Genomic DNA, 22937 nt, shown 5'->3' with positions numbered 1-22937 from the left:
TCTCATTACTGAAGTTTTTTCAGTAAAGAAGCGATGCTTACCTTATCCTCGATGATAGATGCGAGATCAGAGATATTCACGCGCTCCTGCTCCATCGTGTCACGGAAGCGGAGGGTTACCTTGCCATCGTTCAGCGAGTCGTGGTCGACGGTCACGCAATAGGGAGTACCGATGGCATCCTGACGACGATAGCGCTTACCGATAGAGTCTTTCTCATCATACTGGCAGTTGAAGTGGAACTTCAGGTCGTTGATGATCTCACGAGCCTTCTCAGGCAGACCGTCTTTCTTGACCAGCGGCATCACGGCGAGTTTCACAGGAGCCAAGGCTGCAGGCAGTCTCAATACCACACGCGTTTCTCCATTCTCCAGTTTCTCCTCGCAGAAGGAGTGACACATGATAGAGAGGAACATACGGTCGACGCCTATAGAGGTCTCGATGACGAACGGAGTATAGCTCTCGTTAGTCTGCGGATCGAAGTATTTGATGCTCTTACCAGAATATTTCTCATGCTGCGACAGGTCGAAGTTGGTACGAGAGTGGATACCCTCCACCTCCTTGAAACCGAATGGCATCTTGAACTCGATATCCGTAGCGGCATTGGCATAGTGCGCCAACTTATCGTGGTCGTGGAAGCGATAGTTCTCTGCACCAAAGCCCAATGCCTGGTGCCAAGCCATACGAGTCTGCTTCCACTTGGGGAACCACTCCAGCTCTGTGCCGGGAGCTACGAAGAACTGCATCTCCATCTGCTCGAACTCACGCATACGGAAGATAAACTGACGAGCAACAATCTCGTTACGGAATGCCTTACCGATCTGAGCGATACCAAAAGGAATCTTCATACGTCCCGTCTTCTGCACGTTCAGGTAGTTGACAAAGATACCCTGAGCCGTCTCTGGACGCAGGTAAACCTTCATAGAGCCGTCGGCACTGGCACCCATCTCTGTGGAGAACATCAGATTGAACTGACGCACATCCGTCCAGTTACGGGTTCCACTGATAGGACATACGATCTCCTCATCGAGAATGATCTGCTTCAGCTCCTCCAAGTCGGGACCTTGCATGGCAGCGGCATAACGGGCGTGCAACGCATCACGTTTCTCCTTGGTCTCCTTCACACGCTCACTGGTCTCGAGATACTTCGCCTCATCGAAAGAGTCACCAAAGCGCTTGCGTGCCTTCTCCACCTCTTTTTGGATCTTCTCGTCATATTTGGCGATCTGATCCTCGATGAGCACGTCAGCACGATAGCGTTTCTTGGAGTCACGGTTGTCGATTAAGGGGTCATTGAAAGCGTCCACATGACCAGAAGCCTTCCATATCGTTGGGTGCATAAAGATGGCTGAGTCGATACCTACGATATTCTCGTGTAACAGGACCATCGACTTCCACCAGTATTCTTTGATATTATTCTTCAACTCCACGCCATTCTGACCGTAGTCATACACGGCGCCTAATCCATCGTAAATATCACTACTGGGAAATACGAAACCATACTCCTTGCAGTGGCTTACGATTTTCTTAAATACATCTTCTTGTGCCATAAAATACTATAATTTCGAAATGATGGGTGCAAAGGTACGATTAAGTGAGCAAAAAAGCAAATTTATTTGCATTTTTTCAAATTTCAGCGAGTCTTCTTTGCCGTCAGCTGCTTGGCTTTAGCCGAAGAGGATGGCGACAGTTTGCCTTTCAGATAGGCTTCGATGATGAGTCCGGCGATAGGAGCTGCCATATCAGCTCCGAAGCCTCCATGCTCAATATATACTGAAACCGCAATCTTCGGGTCGTTCATAGGAGCGAAACCGATAAAGGCGGAGTGGTCTTTCCCAGGGTTCTCCACCGTCCCCGTCTTCCCACAAATCGGGTATGTAGTACGGATACATGTTGCCGTCCCTTTCTCCACAGCCATCTTCATCCCCTCCACCACAGGCTGGTATGCCGACTTCTTCACCTTTGTCCATCGTTTGGTGAGGTAACGTTTGTTCTTGGTTCCCTGATGGATATGAGGTACGAAGAACCACCCTCGGTTGGCAATGGTCACTGCGAGGTTACAGAGCTGCAAGGGTGTGCAGGTCACATCACCCTGTCCCATGCCAGCCCACCAGATGGTCTTGCCGTCCCAGTTGTTCTTGTAACGCCTGTTCAGGTAGTCGGCACCAGCCAGCAGTCCACCTTGCTCACCTTCAATATCGATATGCATCGGACCACCCAGTCCCATGCTCTGCATATAACTACGCCATGTATTAATAGCCTCTGTCTTGTCGTTATAGACAAAGTTGTCGTTGATCATCGAGGCAAAGGTCATCAGAAACCACGTATTACAGCTCTGTGCCAGCGCGTCCCTCAAGGCAAGCGGAGAGCGATGCTGGTGGCACCCCACCTTAATATTCTCATCTGTCACCCCGTTGTTGCAGACCACTTGTATGGCAGGTGTCACAATATCCTCCGACAACAAGGTCAGTGCCTGTGCTGTCTTGAAGGTGGAGCCAGGAGCCTGCGGTTTCCCGACAGCCTGTCGCACATCACTCCCCTTCGGCGTATTGGTCGCTATACAGAGTATCTCGCCGTTGGCAGGATTGATAGCCACGATACTGCCTGTCTTTCCCTTCAACAGTTGTTCGCCCAGTTGTTGCAGCATCGGGCGTATCGTCAGCGGACCGTCTGTCGGCAACTGCTGACACATTGCCACGATACTCATCCAAAGCATCATGCTGCATATATACCATCTTTTCATCATGCAAAGGTAACAAGATAAATTCTCTCTACCTTTCTATTTGAAAATTTTCTGAGCGAACATCGTCAGATAGATTCGCCAATTGCGCCATATATGTCCACCATCGGTCTCAACATACTCATAGGGATAACCTTTGCTGTCCCAATAGGCACGCAGGTCGACAGTGCTCTGATACAGGAAGTCAGTCTTACCCATACCCATCCAATAGAGTTTTGGCTTGCTACCGAAGAGGCGGGCACTCTGCTGGGCAAAATCGGGATCTTCCTTTATCTGCTCTGCGAAGGGCTGATTCATATTGAAGTTCTTACCGAGATGCAAACCTGCAGAGAAGAGTCCGTAATAGTCGAATGTCGTAGGGTATAACAGACTGATGCCGAAGGTGTGACCGCCACCCATGGAGAGGCCACAAACGGCACGTCCCGCACGACTCTTAATGGTGCGGTAATTGGCATCGACATAGTTTACGATATCCATGAAACTGGCAGGAATCGTAGCCACTGCTGGAGCTGTAGGACCAGTACCGCTATCGCGGAAGCCTGGGGTATACATACCCCATGACCATTCACCAGGAGCAGCCTGACAATTGGGATTACCGTTTGGCATCACTACAATCATGGGCTTTGCCTTACCTGTAGCAATCAGATTGTCAAGAATCTGTGCGGCACGTCCGAGCTCGCTCCAGGCATTCTCGTCACCACCAGCGCCATGAAGCAGATAGAGCACAGGATATTTACCGCCTTTATCATAGCCTGCAGGAGTATAGACGGTCATACGACGCTGCATCTTCAGCGTAGGACTAGGATACCAGACCTTGCTCAGATTGCCATGGGGCACCTCATTCACACGATACAGGTCGCCCTTGTCCCCTTTCGCATCACTAATGATGAAGATATTGGTGAACGACACGATGTCACGATTCACATAGATATTGGCAGGATCCTTCACGCCCTTCATGCCATCAATATTAAAGGTATAACTATACATCTCAGGAGCCAGCTTGTCTGTGGTATAGCTCCATACACCATTCTCACCTTCCTTCAACTGAGCAACGCCGGGGGCATCATACTTACCATAGCCAGGGACATCAATCTGCTGTGTAGGCAAGAAGTCGCCCGTTACCTCCACTTTAACAGCTTTGGGAGCGAATAGGTTAAATGTCACGGTCCCGTCCTTGTTGATGACAGGAGACTGTACATTGGCACTCTGGAAGAGTTTCTCTTGGGCTGGAACATTCAGGCAGCACATCGCTGCCAGTGCCATCATCATAGATATTCTTTTCATAATACGGATTTACTCAATAGGTCTTTATTTAAATAATAAGGGTGTGAACTCAGAGAGATAGATGCGCCAGTTGCGCCAGATATGCCCTCCCTCTGTCTCGAGGTAGGTATATTTATGATGCTGGGAATCAAGATAGGCGCGCAAATCGTTATTGTTCTTGAAGAGGAAGTCCGTCTTGCCGATACCAATCCAGAAAAGCTGCGGTTTCTTGGCAAAGAGAGCGTCAATCTTCTTGTTACGGTCTGCATAAATATTGGGGAAACCGTTAGGGTCAGCCTGCTGCTGGTCCACAGCTGCGGAGAAGAGTCCTACATAGCCGAAGAGGTCCGGGTTGTTGATGCTGATGAAAAGACTATGGAAGCCGCCCATCGACAAACCCGCGATGGCACGGTGAGCCTTATCTTTCCTCACACGATATGTTTTCTCTATGAACTTCACCACATCAGGGAAGGCGGTCTCAAATGAACCCTCCATCGTCTTAGGGAGCATCATAGTAGGTACCTTGAAGCCCTCGCTGGTCTCACCAGGACAAGCCTCCTGCGAGATGTTCCCATTGGTCATCACCACCAGCATCGGCTCTGCCTTACCCTGCGCAATCAGGTTGTCAAGGATCTGTGCGGCACGTCCCAGCTCACTCCACGCATTCTCGTCCCCACCGATTCCATGAAGCAAGTAAAGCACAGGATACTCCTTATTACTTGTCTCATAGCCAGCAGGTGTATAGACCGTCAGACGACGTGTAAGTCCTGCCGTCGGACTCTCGTACCATATCTTACTGACAGTACCATGAGCCACTTTATTGACTTTATAGAGATCTGTACGTGCATCACCACCGATGAGCAACACACTGAACAGGTTGTTGATGTCACGGATGTTGTAGACGTTCAGCGGGTCGATGATCTTCACACCGTCCACAATCATATTATAGGTATAGAGCTCTGGCATCAGCGGCTCAGTAGTGAAACTCCATACGCCCTTGTCGTTCTTCACCAAGTCGACCACTCCAGGAGCGTCGTAAATATTACCGCCGAATTCCACCTTCTTTGTAGGCAGCATATCACCAGTGATCTGTACCTTCTGTGCTTCCGGGGCTATCAGATTAAAAGTAACACTGTTGTCAGCATGCACATCGGGAGATACTACTTGAGGACCTTGTCCCCAGCTCAAGTTCTGCTGAGCCTGTGCTACCACTGCCATCAGACAGAGGGTAGCCATCATCATCATTTTTCTCATAGTTGTTGTCATTAGTTTATTGGATGGTGCAAATATACACTTTTTTTCTCAGACTACAAGTTTTTTACAGAAACTTATCAGAATAATTTGGAACATTCGGAAATAGTTGCTAACTTTGCAGTAGCAATCAGGATGTGAAAAAATGATACAATACGATGTAGACATTTTTTATGTCATGTTATACGCAGGAGTGACCTTTGTGGCTGCCGCTGCCTGCTGTTATACACTCTTTCGAAGGGGTAATGCCTTCGCCCCTGATATCATTTCGTCCATACGTCTGCGCCGTTGGGTAGCAGCTTTCTTTGCCGTTATGGTCTTGAGTCATGGGTGGTGGTTTCAATTAGAATTCTTCCGACAATACCCTGACTCCTTAGCGTACTTAGCTATAGCTGTCGGACTTGACGGTGCGACACTGATTATCACAGTGGCCGGTATACTACTCTCCATGCTGCAAGACCGCAGGCGTTCGCTCCTGCCAGTCATCCTGTCGCTATTGCCTTTACTTGTCGGACTGGCAGTATGTATCATCCGGCACGACGAAACCTTCCTAACGATATCCATCACCTATTTCCAATGGCTGGTCCTTGCCAGTCTGCTTTACTTCGTGTATCATGTAAGACAGTATAGCTACTGGCTGCGCGACAACTATGCCGACCTGGAGCACAAGGAGGTGTGGAAGAGTCTGTTGGTGCTGACAATCTTCTTCCTTTTCTTCGGCATCTATGGCAACAATGTCAGCCATATCGCCTATGCGTATTGGGTTCAGGTGAACGACCTCATCCTAATAGCTCTCCTACTATGGCGTGTGGAGACATTACAGCAGTTGGAGCCCATTCCCCAAGAGGAGGCTGTCAGCATCGACACACAGACGGCCTCAGAAGCTGCGCTGACGATTCCCTCCGGCATCGGCACCCAGCTGAAAGAGCTCTGCGAGGACACCCAGCTTTACCTGCGTCATGACATCACCCTCGACGAGCTCAGCAAGGCGATTGGCACCAATCGCACCTATCTGAGTACTTATTTCGCACTAGAGGGTATCTCCTATAATGCTTACATCAATAGACTGCGTATCCAGCACTTCGTAAAACTCTATCGTGAGAGGAAGAAACAGAAGCAACAGTTTACTGCCCTGGAACTTGCCAACGAGAGTGGGTTCCGCAGCTATGCCACCTTCGGTCTCGCCTTCAAGCGTTTCATGGGTCAGACCGTCACCTCCTGGATGAAAGAAGATAGTTAACGATGGTTGACATAGAGTCAGCAGGTCTGTCGACTGGAGTCAGCAACCTTGTCGACTGGAGTCAGCAACCCTGTCGACTGGAGTCGACAACCGATTAGGATGCTTGTAACGATTGCTTATAACGGCACTTTACATCGATGACAACGGCACTTGCAACTGCTTAGGATGCCTTCTCACTTCTTAGTATGACGATAATAACAAACGGTTCCCCCTATCTTCTTCGGATACAGATAGGGTGAAGGGGTGACACAAAGACTGTCAAGCCATTTATTCGCCATATACCTTGTTATACCGAAAAGTCCCATCATCTGCCTGCATGTCAGCATCTCATGACTGCTAAACCATTGGTCGAGCCGCATTTTTACCTGTTCCTCCGACTGTTCGGTAGAGTGCCCCACCCGTCCTCTGCCTGTGGCATTGACGAAATGGTAGCCGTGCTCGTGCAACTGCTTGAGGAATTGTCTGTCGGGGGTGAAGCCGACGGAGTCGATGCACACTGAACTTGATATTATATCCCATAGTTGCTAATTAGGTTAATTAATGGCACAAAGATACGATTAAATGAGCAAAAAACCAAGAAAATCTTGAGTTTTTTCGAAAGGCTACGGGTAGGCGAACGAAGTTCGGGAATGCGTGAGTATCTTCGGGAACTTCTCCAAAGAAACTAATTCTTTGGGATATCATAAAGGTTTTCTAAAGAAAAACTAACAAAAGTTTCCTTAATTCAGAAATAATTACTAACTTTGCAACAGCCCTTAGAACAGGGGCTTTTATAGGAATTAACCAAAACGTAATATTATTATGGGACTGATTGGATCACTTATTTTAGGATGCCTGGCAGGATTCTGCGCAGGTAAGTTGATGAAAGGCGGAGGCTTCGGACTGATTATGAACATCGTTCTGGGACTCTTTGGCGGTCTGGTAGGCGGTTGGCTTTTCGACCAGCTGGGCATCACCTGGGGTGGTATCTTAGGACAACTCGGTACTGCCATCATCGGTGCTGTCGCCATCCTATGGGTAGCATCACTCATCAAGAAATAAATGAGAATAAGAATCGCATTTTTGCTGACGCTCCTTACTCTACTTACCATCACTTCATGCGACGACGCGAAGCGGAAAGTAGAGAAGAAGAACTATGCCGACAGCCTGGTAAATGCCGCTCAGAAAGAAGGAGACCTTGAGCGTATGCTGGCTTTGGTGGACAGTCTGGAGCCCACAGGACTGCTGAGCGACATCAGGGTCAACCAGGCAAGGGGATGGGTCTATAACCGGATGGGACAGAGACGCCGTTCGGAGATCTATTATCAGAAAGTGGTAGATGCCGAACCCAAGAATGACCAGCAACGTTCCCTCCAAAACACTGTTGCCATCAACCTCACCTCTCGACAAGTTGCCAAAGGTGACTATGAAGCCGCTTTGAAGGTCGCCATCGAGACCGTGAAACGGATGGAGCAGAATAAGGAGCAGAACATCCGTGCCCTTGGAGCCCTTTACAACACCATCGGAGCTTGTCAGCTCAACTTAGGACACGACGAGGAAGCCGAGAAGTATTACGAGCATGCTTACGACCTCAATATGCAGGTTTGCGAGAAGGACGAGAAAGGCATAGACTCCAGACAGTCTATCGACGCAATGGTCAATACCGTCATTGACTATTGCAACGCCAAGAAATATAATATGGTGCTCCCTTGGCTGCAACGGACTCGTGACATGATAGGACTCTATGAGCGCAAGCCTCATGCCGACACCATTAGCGCCTTTGATTTCCGCATCAGACTGCAACTGCTGGAGGCTATCGCCCTGCAAGGACTCGGAGACACGAAGAAGGCGGCACAAATCTACGAGAGTGTGAAAGACACCGAGTTCGGACGCTCTGCTGACGGACGACTGACTGCCAACGACTACCTGCTGGCTGCTGGACGCTATAGTGAGGCTGCCGATAATTTCAGGGACCTCGACCATGTGATAGACGATTGGGGACTCGACCTCTCGCTGGAGACTATCCAGCTCTTCTTGATTCCTAAGCTGAGGGCTAACGTGGGGGCGGATCGTAAGGATTCTGTTTCCAGATTCTCCATCCAGTTGGCTGACGCCCTTGACAAAGCGATAGAACAGAACAAGAGTAATACGACGGCAGAACTTGCCGCTGTCTACGAAACGGAACAGAAGGAGGCTGAGATCGCTCTTCATCAGGCAAGAATCCAACAACAGCGATTCATCGGGACAGCCGGTGTACTGGTGTTGTTCGTGGTCTTTTTCATCCTATACTCCGCCTACCGTCGTAAGGCTGAGCACCGACTTGCCGTTGCTAACGACAAGCTGCAAAGCGCGTATGACCAATTGGAGGAGACGACAACCCAGAAGGAAAGGATTGAGAGTGAGCTGCGAATTGCCAGAGATATCCAGATGTCGATGGTTCCTCATGTCTTCCCCAAGCACCAGGGGCTCGACCTCTATGCTATGATGAAACCTGCCAAGGAGGTGGGAGGTGACCTCTATTCCTATCTGGTCGTCGAGGACTTACTCTATTTCTGTGTGGGAGATGTTAGTGGAAAGGGGGTCCCCGCCTCGCTCTTCATGGCTCAGGTGGCAAGGATGTTCCGCACCCTCTCTGCCCAGCGAATGAAACCAGAGCAGATTGCTACGGAAATGAACAATGAGCTGACCGAGGATAATGAGATGGGTATGTTCGTCACTCTTTTCATCGGTCTGGTTGATATGAATACAGGACACCTCTTCTTTTGTAATGCCGGACATAACCCACCTGTAATGGGAGACGGGGATTTAGGTGGACGGTTTATGGATGTAGAGTCAAACGCGCCCATTGGCCTGTGGCCCGACTTGCAGTTTGTCGGACAAGAGCTGGAGTCTGTCAAAGATCATCCCCTGTTTGTCTATTCTGATGGACTAAACGAGGCAGAGAACAAAGAACAACAGCAGTTTGGCGACGAGCAACTGCTGGAGATTCTGCATAAGACACGTTATGAGACAGCACAACAGGTCATTGAAGTGATGGAAAGAGAGGTAGAGAGACATCGTAACGGTGCCCTTCCCAACGATGACCTTACAATGCTCTGCCTGCGTGTAAACTGACAAGGGGAAAGCTACTTGGAACAAATAAATACACTTATCAAGATATAAACATTCATGGACGACGAGATTAAAGACATCAAAGACTCAGAGAGCTCAGAGGTCTCCGAATTTTCCGAGAACTCCGAAGCTCACTCTGACTATCAACCAGTCAACCGCTTCGACGCTGCCGCCGTACACCATCTGAGTGGCATGTACCAGAACTGGTTTCTGGACTATGCCTCTTATACCATCCTCGACCGTGCCGTTCCACATATCGAGGACGGACTGAAACCCGTACAGCGACGTATCCTGCACTCCATGAAACGTATGGATGACGGCAGGTTCAACAAAGTAGCGAATATCGTGGGACATACCATGCAGTTTCATCCGCATGGCGATGCCTCCATCGGTGACGCTCTGGTACAGCTGGGACAGAAAGAGCTGCTGGTGGACACACAGGGTAACTGGGGTAATATCCTGACAGGCAACAAAGCGGCTGCTCCCCGATATATCGAGGCACGCCTGTCGAAATTCGCCCTCGACACCGTCTTCAATCCCAAGACCACAGAATGGCAGATGTCGTATGACGGCAGGAACAAGGAACCTATCACCCTGCCTGTGAAGTTCCCATTGCTGCTTGCTCAGGGTGCCGAGGGTATCGCTGTAGGCTTGTCGACGAAAGTTCTGCCCCATAACTTCGTGGAAATCTGCGACGCGGCAATCGCCTACTTACACAACGAGCCTTTCCAGCTCTTCCCCGACTTCCCCACAGGTGGTTCCATCGATGTCTCGAAATACAATGACGGACAGCGAGGTGGCGTACTGAAAGTACGTGCCAAAATTGAAAAACTCGACCCGAAGACACTCGTCATCCGTGAGATTCCTTTCTCCAAGACGACAGAGACGCTGATTGACTCTATCCTCAAGGCGATAGAGAAGGGAAAAATCAAGGCACGCCATGTGGAGGATCTGACAGCGGCGAAGGTGGAGATACAAGTACAACTGGCTCCTGGTGTCTCCTCTGATAAGACACTAGATGCCCTCTATGCCTTCTCCGACTGTGAGATCAACATCTCACCCAACTGTTGTGTCATCGAGGATAACAAACCACAGTTCCTCACCATATCTGATGTGCTGCGCCACTCTGTGGACCGGACGAAAGACCTCATCAGACAAGAGTTGGAGATCCGCAAGGGGGAATTGTTGGAGCAACTGCATTTCTACTCCCTCGAGAAGATATTCATCGAGGAGCGTATCTATAAAGATAAGAAATTCGAACAAGCACCGACTATCGATGCTGTCTGCGAGCATATCGACGAGCGACTGACACCTTACTATCCACAGATGGTACGTGAGGTCACCAAGGACGACATCCTCAAGCTGTTGGAAATCAAGATGCAACGCATCCTGAAGTTCAACAAAGACAAGGCGGATGAGTTGATGGCTCGCATCAAAGCGGAGATTGACGAGATAGACCACGACCTCGCCAACCTCGTGGAAGTGACCGCCGACTGGTTCCAATTCCTCAAGGACAAATACGGCAAGGACCATCCACGCCTGACGGAGATTCGTAACTTCGACACCATCGTGGCAACGAAGGTCGTAGAGGCAAACCAGAAACTCTACATCAACCGCTCGGACGGTTTCATCGGGACAGGACTGAAGAAAGACGAGTTCGTATGTAACTGCTCCGATATTGACGATATCATCATCTTCTACAAAGACGGTAAGATGAAGGTGGTACGTGTTGCCGACAAGCTGTTTGTGGGTAAGAACGTGCTATGGCTGGGTGTCTTCAAGAAAAACGACCAGCGCACCATCTATAACGCCGTCTATCGTGACGGAAAGAAGGGCATCTACTATATCAAGCGCTTCAACGTACCATCGATTACCCGTGACCGTGAGTATGACATCACCAACGGTACACCTGGGTCGAAGGTGGTCTATTTCACTGCCAATCCAAATGGTGAGGCGGAGGTGATTAAAGTGACGCTTGACCCGGCTCCCAAACTCAAGAAGATTTTCTTCGACAAGGACTTCTCGGAGGTTGGCATCAAAGGACGCAGCGCCAAAGGCGTCATCCTTACGAAATACCAGATACACCGCATCGGACTCAAGAGTCACGGACACTCCACACTGGGTGGACGCAAGGTGTGGTACGACCCCGATGTCAACCGTCTCAACTACGACGAGCACGGACGACTGCTGGGAGAGTTCAACGATGGAGATGCCATCCTCGTCATTCTCAAAAATGGTGACTACTACCTCTCCGGTTTCGATGTCAACGTCCATTTTGAGGATAACATTGCCCTCCTGGAGAAATACGAGGCGGAAAAGGTATGGAGCTGTGTCCTCTATGATGCCGACAACCAAGGCTACCCATATGTCAAGCGTTTCCTGATGGAAGCCTCGAAGAAAAAACAGAACTACCTGGGCGAGAATCCTAACTCGCAACAGCTACTGTTGACTGACCAAGTTTACCCACGTATCCTGGTCACCTATGGAGGAGCTGATGAGTTCCGGGGCAGCGAGGAGATTGACGTAGAACAGTTTATTGCCGTCAAAGGCTATAAGGCTAAAGGTAAGAGACTCACCACTAACCAGACGGAAAGTATCGTGGAACTGGAGCCTCTGCGCTTCCCCACAGAACCTACCGAACCTGTCGATCCTGTTGAGGAAGAGGAAGAAAACCTCGACCCTGATGCCGGCAAGAGCCAGCAACAGGTATTAGATGAACTGACTGGACAGCAAAACCTATTCTCCGATGATGACTATCAGTAAACCTCTATTCTGCCTGCTCACCCTGCTTACCCTCGTGCACCTACCCCTTAGTGCCCAGAGTGACTCGGCAAAGATTATTACCAGCAGTCGTATGATAGGTGTAGGAGGCACGAATATCCTGGACACCTATCTTTCCGCAGAGCATTTCAAAGGGGTGGGTATCAGTTTCGTTGCCACAGTAGAACGAAAGAGACCACAACGCAGATGGAGCACACTGATGGAGCATGAGGCAAACCTTTCCTATGTCCATGATCGTGCGAATTCCAGAAAAGAACTAGAGGGTGCCTATAATTTCTATTGGGGAAAGTTCTATAACTGGAGCTTATTCGACCATCGGTTGACATTACAGGCTGGTGCCCTGGGAAATGCCACACTGGGATTCATTTATAACACCTCTAACTCCAACAATCCAGCTCAGGCTCGTTTCCATCTGAATATCATGCCTACTGGTATTGCCTCCTACAAGTTCACGCTCTTCCATAAGCCGATGATGGTACGCTATGAACTGAACCTACCTTTGGCTGGCGTGATGTTCTCACCCAACTACGGACAGTCATACTATGAGATATTCAATCGCGGCAACTACGACCATAACGTGGTATTCACGACTTTTGTAACAGCTCCGGAATGGCGCCAGATGCTCACCCTTGATGCCAACCTCACAGGCAAGTGGACACTGCGCATCGGTTACCTCGGCAACTATCAGCAATACAAAGTCAATCAGCTGAAACAACATGTCTATACACATCGTTTCCTGATAGGCTTCACACGTCGTTTCTCACTCATCCCGCATCGCTTATGAAGAAGATCATTAATATAGTTACTATAGTCACTATAGTATTAATAGTACCTGTAGTGTTTTCCTCCTGCGTTGATGAGGAGCAAAGAACGGATACACCAGCAGGCAACTTCGAGGCACTATGGCATATTATCGATGAGCACTATTGTTTCTTCGACTATAAGCAACATGAGTATGGACTCGACTGGCTGGAGGTGTATCATAAATATAAGGTACGCGTGAACGACCACATGACAGAGACTCAACTCTTTGAAGTGTTGTGTGATATGCTTGCAGAACTACGGGACGGACATGTCAATCTCTCATCCAGTTATGACTATGGCCGCTATTGGACTTGGCAGGAAGCCTACCCCAAGAACTATAGTGATTCATTGGAGCGCAAATACTTAGGGACGGACTATAAGATATCAAGTGGACTACAATATAAGGTCTTGGACGACAATATAGGATATATCCGCTATGAGTCTTTCACGAATCCGATTGGTGAGGGTAACCTGGACGATGTCCTCGCCTACTTCGCCCTTTGCCAAGGTATCATCATTGATATCCGTAACAATGGGGGAGGCGACTTGACGAACGCTGAGAAACTTGCTGCCCGTTTCGTTCAAGAAAAGACCCTGGTAGGTTACATGCAACACAAGACAGGAAAAGGTCATCAGGACTTCAGTGGTATGGAACCTCAATATCTGGAGCCGTCAAGTAATATCCGTTGGCATAAACCTGTATGTGTACTGACCAACCGCTCCGTATTCAGTGCCGCCAACGAGTTTACATCCATGATGCAAGCACTGCCTAACGTCAAGATTGTAGGCGACCATACAGGAGGAGGCTCTGGCATGCCTATGAGTAGCAGTCTGCCTAACGGATGGAGTGTCCGTTTCTCTGCCTGTCCGATGTACGACAAAGACAAGCAGCAAACGGAGTTTGGCATTGACCCGGACTATAACGTACAACTGACTGATGAGGATACGATGAAAGGAATTGATACGATTATCGAGACGGCAAGGAAACTTTTAGCGGAATAAATGGGGGTTTTTGCTCACTTATTAGATAAAATTCTCACGCTCGACCTAAAAAGTTCACTTTTTTGTTCTCACTTAATCGAATTTTTCGTACCTTTGCACCCGCAAACAATAGACTGCGTCAAATTGCAAGCGCCTGTGGCGGAATTGGTAGACGCGCTAGACTTAGGATCTAGTGTTTCACGACGTGCAGGTTCGAGTCCTGTCAGGCGCACAGAAAAAGTCGGCATAGCTCAGCTGGTTAGAGTATCACCTTGACATGGTGGGGGTCCTTGGTTCGAATCCAAGTGTCGACACAAAGCGTAAGTGGTTGATTTTCAGCCACTTTTCTTTTTCTGCCTATTTTGAGGTTAAGCGAGTTACTGCATTTTTACTGCATTTTTGTGTTTTTGCTATTTGGTAGTCTGAAAATAAACATCTATCTTTGCAACAGATTTATAACAGCAAAATTCAAATAGTATGGCTAATTTCTTTCTACAAACTACAAAGAAGAGTGGGACAGCAACTCTTTATGTGAGGATTAACCGCCCGGCCTTGGGAGTCAGGCAATGGTATGTAAATACGGAAATCAAAGTCGATGTTGTGGAATGGACTAAGGCTCAATCAGGCGCGAAGTATCTTGCAAAGTATCTTTCTACAGAGGAAGGAAAGAAAGTGCAGACATTGACGGACATTGTTGATGGTGTAATCAAAAATTTCTTTGATGGCATTAAAACGGTAAATAAGGGAAGTAAGGATCTGTTGTGTGACAGAATCAAATCAGTTGTGCGATTAGATTCCGATAAAGCCGAGGAAGAGGTAAGGCAACGTGAACTGGATGCAGTCAAGGCAAAGGCAGATGAAGAAAAGAATCGGTTGTATCAGATCTGGAACTATTTCGAGTTCTTTCTAAATGGTATTAAGGATGGCAGTATCAGGCATGGTGAGCAGAAGCGTTACACACCATCATCAATTAGCGCGTGGACTACATTCGGCATACATTTACAAGGCTTTCTCGAATATCGCCACAATTTAACTATGACATTCGAGGACATAGACCGTACAACGGCAACAGCCTTCATAACCTACTTAGAGCGCAAAGAGTTGATGAAGGCTACAATCAGCCAACAGACGAACCATTTCCGCAAACTTTGTAACATTGCCGCAGAAGATGGAAAGAACCGTAACGGAACAAGTCTTAGAGTTTGGAAGTCCCATGAGCAGAAGGATGATGAAAAGCGTGCTGAAATCGTTTTGTCGGATGGAGAGATAGATGCACTTTACGAATTGAATCTAACAGGGCATATTGAACAATGTCGCGACTTATGGATATTAGGGTATTTCTCTGCACAGCGAGTTTCAGACTACAGCAACTTTACAAGAGATAACTTTGCCATAAATGAAGATGGTACTCCAGTTATACGGCTACGTCAGCAAAAGACCCAAACAGAGTTAGAAGTACCTATATTGGATGATAGGGTATTTGAACTTTGCGAGAAATACAACTACCATTTCCCACCGTTAAAGCGTGACGCAATCAATCGAGGCATAAAGGCGGCTTGTAAGATGTTGGCTGAATCTGTCCCAACACTTAACCAATGGGAGGTTACGTTACTAGCTGCAAAGGAACGTGAAAAAGAGCAATGGTTTATAGAGACTAAGAAAAGGGTAGAGGCTGGCGAGAAACTTCACGGTGAAGAATCCAAACGTTACAAACGACTAAGGGAATATGCAATCGAACATGATAGCGGAGATTTTCTCTATAAAAGAGACTACCAGGGGCGAGTGATACGGCAACGTTGGGAGTTGGTGAGTTGTCACACAACTCGCAGAAGCATGATAACATCATTGCACAAGTCCGGGTTGTTCTCAGACCGAGAGATAATGAGTGTATCAGGTCACAGCACAATCAAGTCTTATGAAAAGTATATGAAGGTCAAAAAGACAGAGAGAGCAACAGACATCTTTAATAAATTCAAGAAAGCAAAGGAAATCAAAATGAAGAAGGAGGCTTAAAAATTTGTTTTTACTTAAACAAGCGAAAAAACCCTTTTGAGTAGTCTATAAAATAATACGTTAAGCACAATGAGAGACGTTAAAACCTTCATAAACAAAGGACTTTAAAAGCGTTTGCAGTTAGAACAAAGTGCAGTATTTACAAAGTAAAAAAGCGAGTAAAATAACATTATTGTCGAACTTTTAAAATTAAAGCATTATGACTAAAATGAATGAAAGTGAATGGTATTCGTTAAAAGCGTCTGTTGCAGATGCGTTTTCCGATGTGTATGCAGCCGAATGTGCAAGCAAACTGACTGAAGGTCAAGCCGAAAATCTCAAAATCTGCTTGAGTACTCTTAATATGTTTTTGGAAGAATATTCCACTACTTTTAATGATGGGAAAGATTACGACCCCGTAGATAAAGACATTCAGGAATGAAGATTGATCAGGAACAATTAAAGGCTGTCAAAGATACCTTGATACTTTGAAAAAGCGAACTGAGGTATTAGAGCAACAGAAAGAGGAGCAACGGAAGGTAGATGAACAAAAGCGAATTAAGCGTGAATACTGGCGCAAACGACTATATGAGACAAAGGGGCAAGGCTTAACCGTTGTTGTTCCCGATGATTCTATATTCAATAGGAAAGACGATGAATGAGCCACAGAAACGGCTTTCTACTGGCTTAAATCTTCAAAGGGGTGTAACTATTCGTTGCATCCTTTTTTTTGCTTATAGACAAAGATAGATACACCATGAAAAAACAATATTCAGCATCAATATTTTTTCTTTAAATTGGAAATGTTGCGGCGAAATCCCTTTTTCTTGCATTTTTTTCCTTGATGTTTCACAGATTACCATTAATTTTGCGTGCATCCTATTAATTAGGTTGTATATTTGCGGAGCGATATTTTTAAACACAGAAGTATATGAGAACAAAAACCAAACAGCAGTTGGCTAATGCTAGTGGAAACTTAGCAAAAGCAATCGAAGCCATTAAAGGCTTATCAGGTGAGGAACTAACGGAGTTGGTAAATGAACTAGAGAAAAAACTGTATGGTTCACCAATTCCAGATGGCGAGTATTTAAGCATCGTTGAGGTCTGCCAATACCTCAAGGTGGGTCGTACAACCGTATGGCGATACACAAAAGCAGGGATCCTTAAGCCTCGCAAAATAGGTTATAAGATTCTGTACGCACGTGGTGACATCGATAACCTTTTAAACGGAATGAGCCATGAATAACACAAATACTATTCTTAGCAGTCTATGTGCTGAGGCTCTACCCATTGTAGAGAATTGGCTACGTGATGTGATTCGTGATGAAGTACGCAGAACAATTGAAGAGGAACGGCAGAAAGCACGACCAGAGCGTTATCTTTCGCGTGATGAAGTATGTCAATTGATTGGTATCTCCAAACCTACGTTATGGAAGAAAACAAAGGATGGCGAGATAAAAGCCACAACTGTAGGCAGACGTGTAACTTATGCCGAAAGTGAGGTAAAAAGATTTATGGAGGAGGCTTAGCTTATGGAAGAAAGAAAAACGGCAGCAGCCGAAACCACCACCGATGTTCTTACAGACGATGCAAAGGTACAAACTATTCCCGAATCGGCAAAGGATTCTAATGTAAATCCCCAAAGTGAAAGTAAAATTTCCATGCTTGGGAGAGAACTTAAAGATAAAAACAAGATTCTTGAAGAAATGTCTGTTAAGAATGATAGGGACAAAGACGTGAGAATTATATTTGAATCGCTTGGATATAGCGACCCAAAGATGTTTGAGCGTTTCATAAAGTTCTTGGATAAGGGAGCGTTTAACGATCTTGACAAATCAATTACAAGTCCCAAATTCCGTTTCAATATCCTTGGGGTGGATTGTGTACCCAGTGGCGAAATAATTGGCATAGGAGGGAAACCAGGTACTGGGAAATCCACTACTCTTGCAATCTTTGTAGGAGTTTTGTTAGGTAAGACTTCTTTTGCAGGGATACGTTGTCTTACACCTTGTAAAAAAGTCTTGTGGATTGACACCGAAAAGGGAGATTATAGTTGCAAACAGAAGATGACAATATTTAGACGTATTGCAAACATGGTTGATAACAATCCTCTTGAAAAACATGGTGTAATCTTTCACCAAATGCGAGGGGAAAGGTTAGCAGACCGAATAGCATTTATTGATTGTCTGTTTGCTATGGATAATTACGATTGTGTTGTTATAGATGGCATCTATGACCTAACAGACGATGCAAACGACAATTGCGCACCAGTGATTGAACTATTACAACGGATAGTGGAAAAAGGCACGTCTGTATTCGCTATGCTACATACCAATAAGAATGATGATAATTTTCGGTATGCAATGGGTACTGAACTTACCCGAATAGCAACAACGATATTCAAAACAGACTTTAATAAAAACAGCGGCAATCATAGTATTACACATGACAAAAGCAATGACACAGCACTTGCGCCACAAGTTTTGTTTAAATTTGCCGATGATGGTAGTATTTGTGTGTCCGACGTTTCAACCGTTAAAGTTGAGAAGAAAAAGGACTGTAGGACGGATAAAATAGCAAAGCAATGGCAAAAAATGTTTGCCGACAATGAATCTTTGAGTTATAAAGAAATAATAGATTTATTTGCCAAAGAAGGTGTAAAAGATAATGCTGCAATACAAAGATTCAGAAGTGCTAAGAAGAAAGGTTATATAGAAAATAATTCTGATGGAAAATGGGTACTTAAAGACCCTGAAAAGGACGGGGTAAAATTGGGGTAAAATAAGGGGTAAAATTCCCCTTGGTAAATAAGGGGTAAAATTAGTGTGTATATATTTATATATAAATATACACTCTTTTTACCCTTTTACCCTTGCAAGGAATATATATCATTTAGGGTAAAATTAAAATTCTACACTATGACGTACAATTTCAAAGCGATAGCAAACGAGATAACAGAGCGTGGGATAAATCTGTTTGGCAATGAAGATGATTGGTTTAAGGGCTCCATGGCTCTAAGTAACCTTGGTGATGCAGGCAAAGAAATCTTTCATGCTATCAGCAGCCTTTCACCACTCTACAACTATAAGGATTCTGACTACCAATTTCGATATGCTACCAGAACCAACACAAAGATAGGGATTGCCACCTTCTTACAAATGGCAAAGAACGTTGGAATTGACATAAGCCGATTTAAGGTAAATGGCGATAATGTGCCCGATATCCGACTACTGAAGCCGACACCACCACCGACACCGCCAAGTTATATCCCAAAGGAATATCTTATCAAGTGTTTCTCTTATCGTAGTAAATTCGTCGAGTTCCTTTGCGGATTGTTCGACATCAAGACCATCGAAAGAGTTGCAGCAGATTACTATTTAGGCGCAACAAAGAGCCGTGATGTTATCTTTTGGCAAGTAGATGTTGAAAAAAGAATCAGAACGGGTAAAATTATGTCCTACGATTCGGAGACAGGACACAGAACCCATAACAGCGGAGCAACCAACTGGATTCATTCTTTGCTGAAAAAGCAAGGGTTGATAGATGGAGAGTTTAACCTCCAACAATGCTTATTCGGTGAACATCTTCTGAAGAAGTACCCGGGTAAGGTAGTTGCAATGGTTGAGTCTGAGAAAACGGCTGTTATTGCGTCCGCAGTATTTCCCAAGTATGTTTGGTTAGCAACTGGCGGTAAATACGGAATCAATGCCGATAAGATGAATGTTTTGGCAGGGAGAAAGGTAATACTTTTCCCTGACACCGACACCACAGGCGAGACTTACAACTATTGGAAAGAGAAAGCAACAGAATTAACTTATTGTCGTTGTGTCGTGTCTGACATCTTAGAACTAAATGCCACCAATGCAGAACGTATAAAAAAGATAGACATTGCTGATTGGTTATGCAAGGAGCTTGAAACAGAGCCTCAGCGAATAAGCGAGGTAATGACTGAGCAAGAGCAGATATTAGCCGACATGATCAAGACAAATGCAACCGTTAGACTGTTGGTTGAAGTCTTTGATTTGCAGATAGTGGAAGATGCTAAAGTAATACCAGATAGTGAGTTCTATTTTGCCACCCATGGACGAAAGCGTAAGGCAAAAGAAACTTGCGTATCAAAACACAAACTTTATTCGTAAGGCTTATGAGGTGCAAGGAGTGTGAAAATATGATTTGTCGGACATTCTACGCTAAAGAAGAACGATGGGTTGGATATTGCCGAGTTAAAGAGACATTCACCGAAGGGGATTGGGATTGTTGGGCTATTGATAAGACGGATTCAGGAGCCAATTAGACACCATTCTGAAGGGTTTAATGAAAGTTCCCACTTTGCAATGTGGAATCTGATACACACCACTACTACAGCATACAATTTAATAGAGCCTACGACCTTCACAGGTGGCAGGCTCTTAAACATTTAAGACTCCCCAATATGTGAGTATTGGAAAGTTGATGCAAAGGTAGGCATTATTCCCGAGACCGCCAAATATTGCATCATGTCTTTTGTGTGGTTTTAATGTGTGTGTGGTTTTAATCTTATTTGCTACGTGGAGATAGCAAAATTAGAGACTGTATTTGTGTGATTGTAATTTAAAAGGTTATTTCCATACAATACACACAAAGTTTTCTTAATTCTTGACAGCACTTTGAAAGATATTCGCTACCTTTGCAATACAAACATTTAAGATTCCTAATTATGAGTAAGAAAGCAATTATCTACGCTAGAGTTTCAACGTTGGTACAGGACACCGACCGACAAGTTACAGACCTTCAGAACTATGCCAACGGCAACGGATATGAGGTTGAAAACATCTTCACTGAGAAAATATCAGGTGCAAAGAAGAATGAGGAAAGAGCCGCATTACTGGAGGCTATTGATTATGCCACCGCCAACGGTTGCACCATCCTTTGCAGTGAGTTAAGCCGTTTGGGTCGTAACATTGATGAAGTATTGAAGTCTGTTATTTATTGCAAGGAAAATAAAATCAATGTCTATTTTCAGAAAGAGCAGTTATCTCTATTTAATGCTGATGGCAACGAGCACCCATTTTTGATGATTATGATTGCTACACTTTCAACGTGCGCACAGATAGAGCGTGAATCCATCCGTTTTCGCATGAAGTCAGGTTACGACAATTACCGAGCCAAAGGCGGCAAAGTTGGACGTAAGGAGGGTTACAGAGTAACAATAGAAGATTACGAAACCAAGTACCCGCAATTGGTTAAAGACCTCCGAGACAAAGCCAATGGCGCAAAAGGTAGCCTTTATTCAGTTAGAGCATTGGCAGAGCGTTATGAAGTCAATCCTAGTACGGTACAGGCAATTTCAAAGATGTTGAAAGCCGCATAATAACCAAAGCCAAACAGCGTAACGAATCCCTATCCTTCATGGATGGGGATTTATTGTTATTGCATCCGACATGGATATTTGCCCTATTGGGCATAGATACGCACAGAATTAGGCAATATACAGCGTACTATCTATTTGCCTATTGAATCCACAATGGTTATTCTCGTATTGATGGGGTACACCCCCCCCTTAACAACTTTGGGGAGCCCTACTGACCTTTCGTCGAGATTTTTTGAAATTTTTCATTTTTACGCAATTCCGAGACCATTTAGACTATTGCCACTACCGCACACAAAAGGCACATACCAGGGAAGAACTGGAGTAGATAGTAGATGCAAATGGTAATATCATAAGAACCAAGAAAGCAAAAGAATTGGAAAAGTTTTCGATTTAACAACCAAAAAACGAAAAAAATTTGGTGGTGTAAAATGTTATTACTTCCTTTGCAGCCACAACACAAAAACATTGAGATATGACAGAAACTGAGAATCTAGAAAAGATGCCAACGAGCATTGTTCTTGAAAGTGAGCGTAAAAGGATTGATAGCCTATTGCGCGAGGAATTGCGAGCAGCGCAAGAAAGTTACAAGGCAATCAAAGAGGAGGAAAACCTTGGTACGATTCCGCAACCGCAACTTTGTACGGAAGAATGGCTGCAAGCCATCTACGAAGATGGCAAAAAGGCAGTTGATGATGTTAAGTTCTTAACCATCGAGCAACGGAACTCTCAAAAGGGGCATTGGGGCAAACTCTACCATCGTATGCTACCGCACGTCCAACGGATTCAATCCTTCATTGCTGGAATCCCGCATGAGCAATTTGTGTTTGATGAAGAGTTAGGAACGTTCTTCTATCGAGACATTACAGCACTTGCAAAGGAACGTGCAACCTTCCAAGTACCAGCAGAAGCCGCTGAGCATTGGCAGAAGATTAAAAGCATTCTTAACGCAATCATGGATTTGCGGGCATGGGAAGCCGGACAGGACGTTAAGAAACTTCCACTAGATGTTTTGTTGCACTTTGACAAGAACCACTTTATTGAAGCATGGGCAACAAATGAGATCAAGCGCGACCACCGATTTGATTCTAAGCCATATATGCAACAGATGTTGGCAAATCAGAGAGAAAGCGAGAAAAAGTATTTATAACCACAAAAACTATTTCATATTATGGGAAAATTGATTATATTTGAAGAGTCCATGATTGAGACTCTTTCTATTGAAGAGAAGGCTATGTTCAACAGCCTAGTACAAAAGGCAAATGCCAAAACTGAGTCCGACAACTTTGACGTTAAAGCCTACTTAGAGAGGCGCAAACAGAATGAAGCCAAGGAGGAACAATACCGTGAGCAGTTAGAGCAGAGCTTTGTATAGCACTAAAGCGGGAAAGTCCCGCCTAATTTTGTTTTGTCCTTAACTATGGGGGTGTGGATGGAGGAATACCATTTCA

21 protein-coding genes and 2 tRNA genes are annotated in these 22937 nt (G+C 45.7%); 18 read left to right on the top strand and 5 right to left on the bottom strand.

The genetic code is table 11. The features are described 5' to 3' along the window. Positions 1–5 precede the first annotated feature (5 nt). From BM257_RS04095 to BM257_RS04080, 4 genes are all read right to left on the bottom strand, one after another. Entirely contained in the window at positions 6–1547 is a 1542-nt protein-coding gene (locus BM257_RS04095; protein ID WP_092068639.1) for a glycine--tRNA ligase, read from the bottom strand. 83 nt (positions 1548–1630) lie between these two features. Further along, on the bottom strand, positions 1631–2743 hold the full coding sequence (locus BM257_RS04090; protein ID WP_092068635.1) for a penicillin-binding transpeptidase domain-containing protein: 1113 nt from the start codon (positions 2741–2743) through the stop codon (positions 1631–1633). Between the two features lie 33 nt (positions 2744–2776). Next, complete coding sequence (locus BM257_RS04085) at positions 2777–4021, bottom strand: esterase (protein ID WP_092068632.1); 1245 nt, start codon at positions 4019–4021, stop codon at positions 2777–2779. A 24-nt stretch (positions 4022–4045) separates the two neighbouring features. Next, complete coding sequence (locus tag BM257_RS04080; protein ID WP_092068629.1) at positions 4046–5254, bottom strand: esterase; 1209 nt, start codon at positions 5252–5254, stop codon at positions 4046–4048. Positions 5255–5396: 142 nt separating this feature from the next. Between BM257_RS04080 and BM257_RS04075 the strand changes: the two genes are divergently transcribed. Then, positions 5397–6491, top strand: a complete 1095-nt coding sequence (locus BM257_RS04075; protein ID WP_092068626.1) for a helix-turn-helix domain-containing protein — start codon at positions 5397–5399, stop codon at positions 6489–6491. 173 nt (positions 6492–6664) lie between these two features. Here the strand turns inward: BM257_RS04075 and BM257_RS04070 are convergent, their stop codons facing one another. Further along, complete coding sequence (locus BM257_RS04070) at positions 6665–6988, bottom strand: hypothetical protein (RefSeq protein WP_092068623.1); 324 nt, start codon at positions 6986–6988, stop codon at positions 6665–6667. A 304-nt stretch (positions 6989–7292) separates the two neighbouring features. Here BM257_RS04070 and BM257_RS04065 point away from each other — a divergent pair, with 304 nt between their 5' ends. The 17 genes from BM257_RS04065 (at position 7293) to BM257_RS14515 (ending at position 22861) form a co-directional block, all read left to right on the top strand. Continuing rightward, a complete protein-coding gene (locus BM257_RS04065; protein WP_092068620.1) occupies positions 7293–7532 on the top strand; it encodes a GlsB/YeaQ/YmgE family stress response membrane protein in 240 nt (79 codons plus the stop codon). Next, entirely contained in the window at positions 7533–9584 is a 2052-nt protein-coding gene (locus BM257_RS04060) for a SpoIIE family protein phosphatase (protein ID WP_143096738.1), read from the top strand. A gap of 54 nt (positions 9585–9638) precedes the next feature. Next, on the top strand, positions 9639–12344 hold the full coding sequence (locus BM257_RS04055) for a DNA gyrase/topoisomerase IV subunit A (RefSeq protein ID WP_092068617.1): 2706 nt from the start codon (positions 9639–9641) through the stop codon (positions 12342–12344). Then, a complete protein-coding gene (locus tag BM257_RS04050; RefSeq protein WP_255405519.1) occupies positions 12328–13146 on the top strand; it encodes a DUF3316 domain-containing protein in 819 nt (272 codons plus the stop codon). Before BM257_RS04055 ends, BM257_RS04050 begins: the two co-directional genes overlap by 17 nt. Continuing rightward, positions 13143–14168, top strand: coding sequence for a S41 family peptidase (locus BM257_RS04045; protein WP_092068614.1), 1026 nt, complete (start codon positions 13143–13145; stop codon positions 14166–14168). The genes BM257_RS04050 and BM257_RS04045 overlap by 4 nt, the downstream gene beginning before the upstream one ends. A 129-nt stretch (positions 14169–14297) precedes the next feature. After that, a tRNA-Leu gene (locus tag BM257_RS04040) sits at positions 14298–14379 on the top strand. 8 nt (positions 14380–14387) lie between these two features. Further along, a tRNA-Val gene (locus tag BM257_RS04035) sits at positions 14388–14461 on the top strand. A 163-nt stretch (positions 14462–14624) separates the two neighbouring features. Next, a complete protein-coding gene (locus BM257_RS04030) occupies positions 14625–16160 on the top strand; it encodes a phage integrase SAM-like domain-containing protein (protein WP_092068611.1) in 1536 nt (511 codons plus the stop codon). A 199-nt stretch (positions 16161–16359) separates the two neighbouring features. Then, the gene (locus tag BM257_RS04025) at positions 16360–16581 is read left to right on the top strand and encodes a hypothetical protein (protein ID WP_092068608.1); all 222 of its coding nucleotides are present in this window, start codon (positions 16360–16362) and stop codon (positions 16579–16581) included. Positions 16582–16627: 46 nt separating this feature from the next. Continuing rightward, on the top strand, positions 16628–16801 hold the full coding sequence (locus BM257_RS14720; RefSeq protein WP_177216010.1) for a hypothetical protein: 174 nt from the start codon (positions 16628–16630) through the stop codon (positions 16799–16801). A 269-nt stretch (positions 16802–17070) separates the two neighbouring features. Beyond that, on the top strand, positions 17071–17385 hold the full coding sequence (locus tag BM257_RS04020; protein ID WP_092068605.1) for a helix-turn-helix domain-containing protein: 315 nt from the start codon (positions 17071–17073) through the stop codon (positions 17383–17385). Further along, on the top strand, positions 17378–17668 hold the full coding sequence (locus tag BM257_RS04015; protein ID WP_092068602.1) for a helix-turn-helix domain-containing protein: 291 nt from the start codon (positions 17378–17380) through the stop codon (positions 17666–17668). Before BM257_RS04020 ends, BM257_RS04015 begins: the two co-directional genes overlap by 8 nt. A 3-nt stretch (positions 17669–17671) precedes the next feature. Then, positions 17672–18919, top strand: a complete 1248-nt coding sequence (locus tag BM257_RS04010) for an AAA family ATPase (protein ID WP_092068599.1) — start codon at positions 17672–17674, stop codon at positions 18917–18919. Between the two features lie 138 nt (positions 18920–19057). Further along, positions 19058–20278: a DUF6371 domain-containing protein gene (locus tag BM257_RS04005; protein ID WP_092068596.1), complete on the top strand. Its 1221-nt coding sequence runs from the start codon at positions 19058–19060 to the stop codon at positions 20276–20278. A gap of 557 nt (positions 20279–20835) precedes the next feature. Next, on the top strand, positions 20836–21489 hold the full coding sequence (locus BM257_RS04000; RefSeq protein WP_092068593.1) for a recombinase family protein: 654 nt from the start codon (positions 20836–20838) through the stop codon (positions 21487–21489). 472 nt (positions 21490–21961) lie between these two features. Beyond that, on the top strand, positions 21962–22636 hold the full coding sequence (locus tag BM257_RS03995) for a hypothetical protein (protein WP_092068590.1): 675 nt from the start codon (positions 21962–21964) through the stop codon (positions 22634–22636). A gap of 21 nt (positions 22637–22657) precedes the next feature. After that, a complete protein-coding gene (locus BM257_RS14515; RefSeq protein WP_143096737.1) occupies positions 22658–22861 on the top strand; it encodes a hypothetical protein in 204 nt (67 codons plus the stop codon). Positions 22862–22937 lie beyond the last annotated feature (76 nt).

Origin of the sequence: Prevotella sp. tf2-5 (assembly GCF_900115435.1) — a bacterium.
Taxonomy (GTDB): domain Bacteria; phylum Bacteroidota; class Bacteroidia; order Bacteroidales; family Bacteroidaceae; genus Prevotella.
This window is presented reverse-complemented; position numbering and strand designations above follow the sequence as displayed.

What these genes read in the sequence shown, in the direction of transcription:
- BM257_RS04095 (WP_092068639.1), bottom strand. Translation starts at nt 1,547, where the DNA reads ATGGCACAAGAAGATGTATTTAAGAAAATCGTAAGCCACTGCAAGGAG.
- BM257_RS04090 (WP_092068635.1), bottom strand. Translation starts at nt 2,743, where the DNA reads ATGATGAAAAGATGGTATATATGCAGCATGATGCTTTGGATGAGTATC.
- BM257_RS04085 (WP_092068632.1), bottom strand. Translation starts at nt 4,021, where the DNA reads ATGAAAAGAATATCTATGATGATGGCACTGGCAGCGATGTGCTGCCTG.
- BM257_RS04080 (WP_092068629.1), bottom strand. Translation starts at nt 5,254, where the DNA reads ATGAGAAAAATGATGATGATGGCTACCCTCTGTCTGATGGCAGTGGTA.
- BM257_RS04075 (WP_092068626.1), top strand. Translation starts at nt 5,397, where the DNA reads ATGATACAATACGATGTAGACATTTTTTATGTCATGTTATACGCAGGA.
- BM257_RS04065 (WP_092068620.1), top strand. Translation starts at nt 7,293, where the DNA reads ATGGGACTGATTGGATCACTTATTTTAGGATGCCTGGCAGGATTCTGC.
- BM257_RS04060 (WP_143096738.1), top strand. Translation starts at nt 7,533, where the DNA reads ATGAGAATAAGAATCGCATTTTTGCTGACGCTCCTTACTCTACTTACC.
- BM257_RS04055 (WP_092068617.1), top strand. Translation starts at nt 9,639, where the DNA reads ATGGACGACGAGATTAAAGACATCAAAGACTCAGAGAGCTCAGAGGTC.
- BM257_RS04050 (WP_255405519.1), top strand. Translation starts at nt 12,328, where the DNA reads ATGATGACTATCAGTAAACCTCTATTCTGCCTGCTCACCCTGCTTACC.
- BM257_RS04045 (WP_092068614.1), top strand. Translation starts at nt 13,143, where the DNA reads ATGAAGAAGATCATTAATATAGTTACTATAGTCACTATAGTATTAATA.
- BM257_RS04030 (WP_092068611.1), top strand. Translation starts at nt 14,625, where the DNA reads ATGGCTAATTTCTTTCTACAAACTACAAAGAAGAGTGGGACAGCAACT.
- BM257_RS04025 (WP_092068608.1), top strand. Translation starts at nt 16,360, where the DNA reads ATGACTAAAATGAATGAAAGTGAATGGTATTCGTTAAAAGCGTCTGTT.
- BM257_RS04020 (WP_092068605.1), top strand. Translation starts at nt 17,071, where the DNA reads ATGAGAACAAAAACCAAACAGCAGTTGGCTAATGCTAGTGGAAACTTA.
- BM257_RS04015 (WP_092068602.1), top strand. Translation starts at nt 17,378, where the DNA reads ATGAATAACACAAATACTATTCTTAGCAGTCTATGTGCTGAGGCTCTA.
- BM257_RS04010 (WP_092068599.1), top strand. Translation starts at nt 17,672, where the DNA reads ATGGAAGAAAGAAAAACGGCAGCAGCCGAAACCACCACCGATGTTCTT.
- BM257_RS04005 (WP_092068596.1), top strand. Translation starts at nt 19,058, where the DNA reads ATGACGTACAATTTCAAAGCGATAGCAAACGAGATAACAGAGCGTGGG.
- BM257_RS04000 (WP_092068593.1), top strand. Translation starts at nt 20,836, where the DNA reads ATGAGTAAGAAAGCAATTATCTACGCTAGAGTTTCAACGTTGGTACAG.
- BM257_RS03995 (WP_092068590.1), top strand. Translation starts at nt 21,962, where the DNA reads ATGACAGAAACTGAGAATCTAGAAAAGATGCCAACGAGCATTGTTCTT.
- BM257_RS14515 (WP_143096737.1), top strand. Translation starts at nt 22,658, where the DNA reads ATGGGAAAATTGATTATATTTGAAGAGTCCATGATTGAGACTCTTTCT.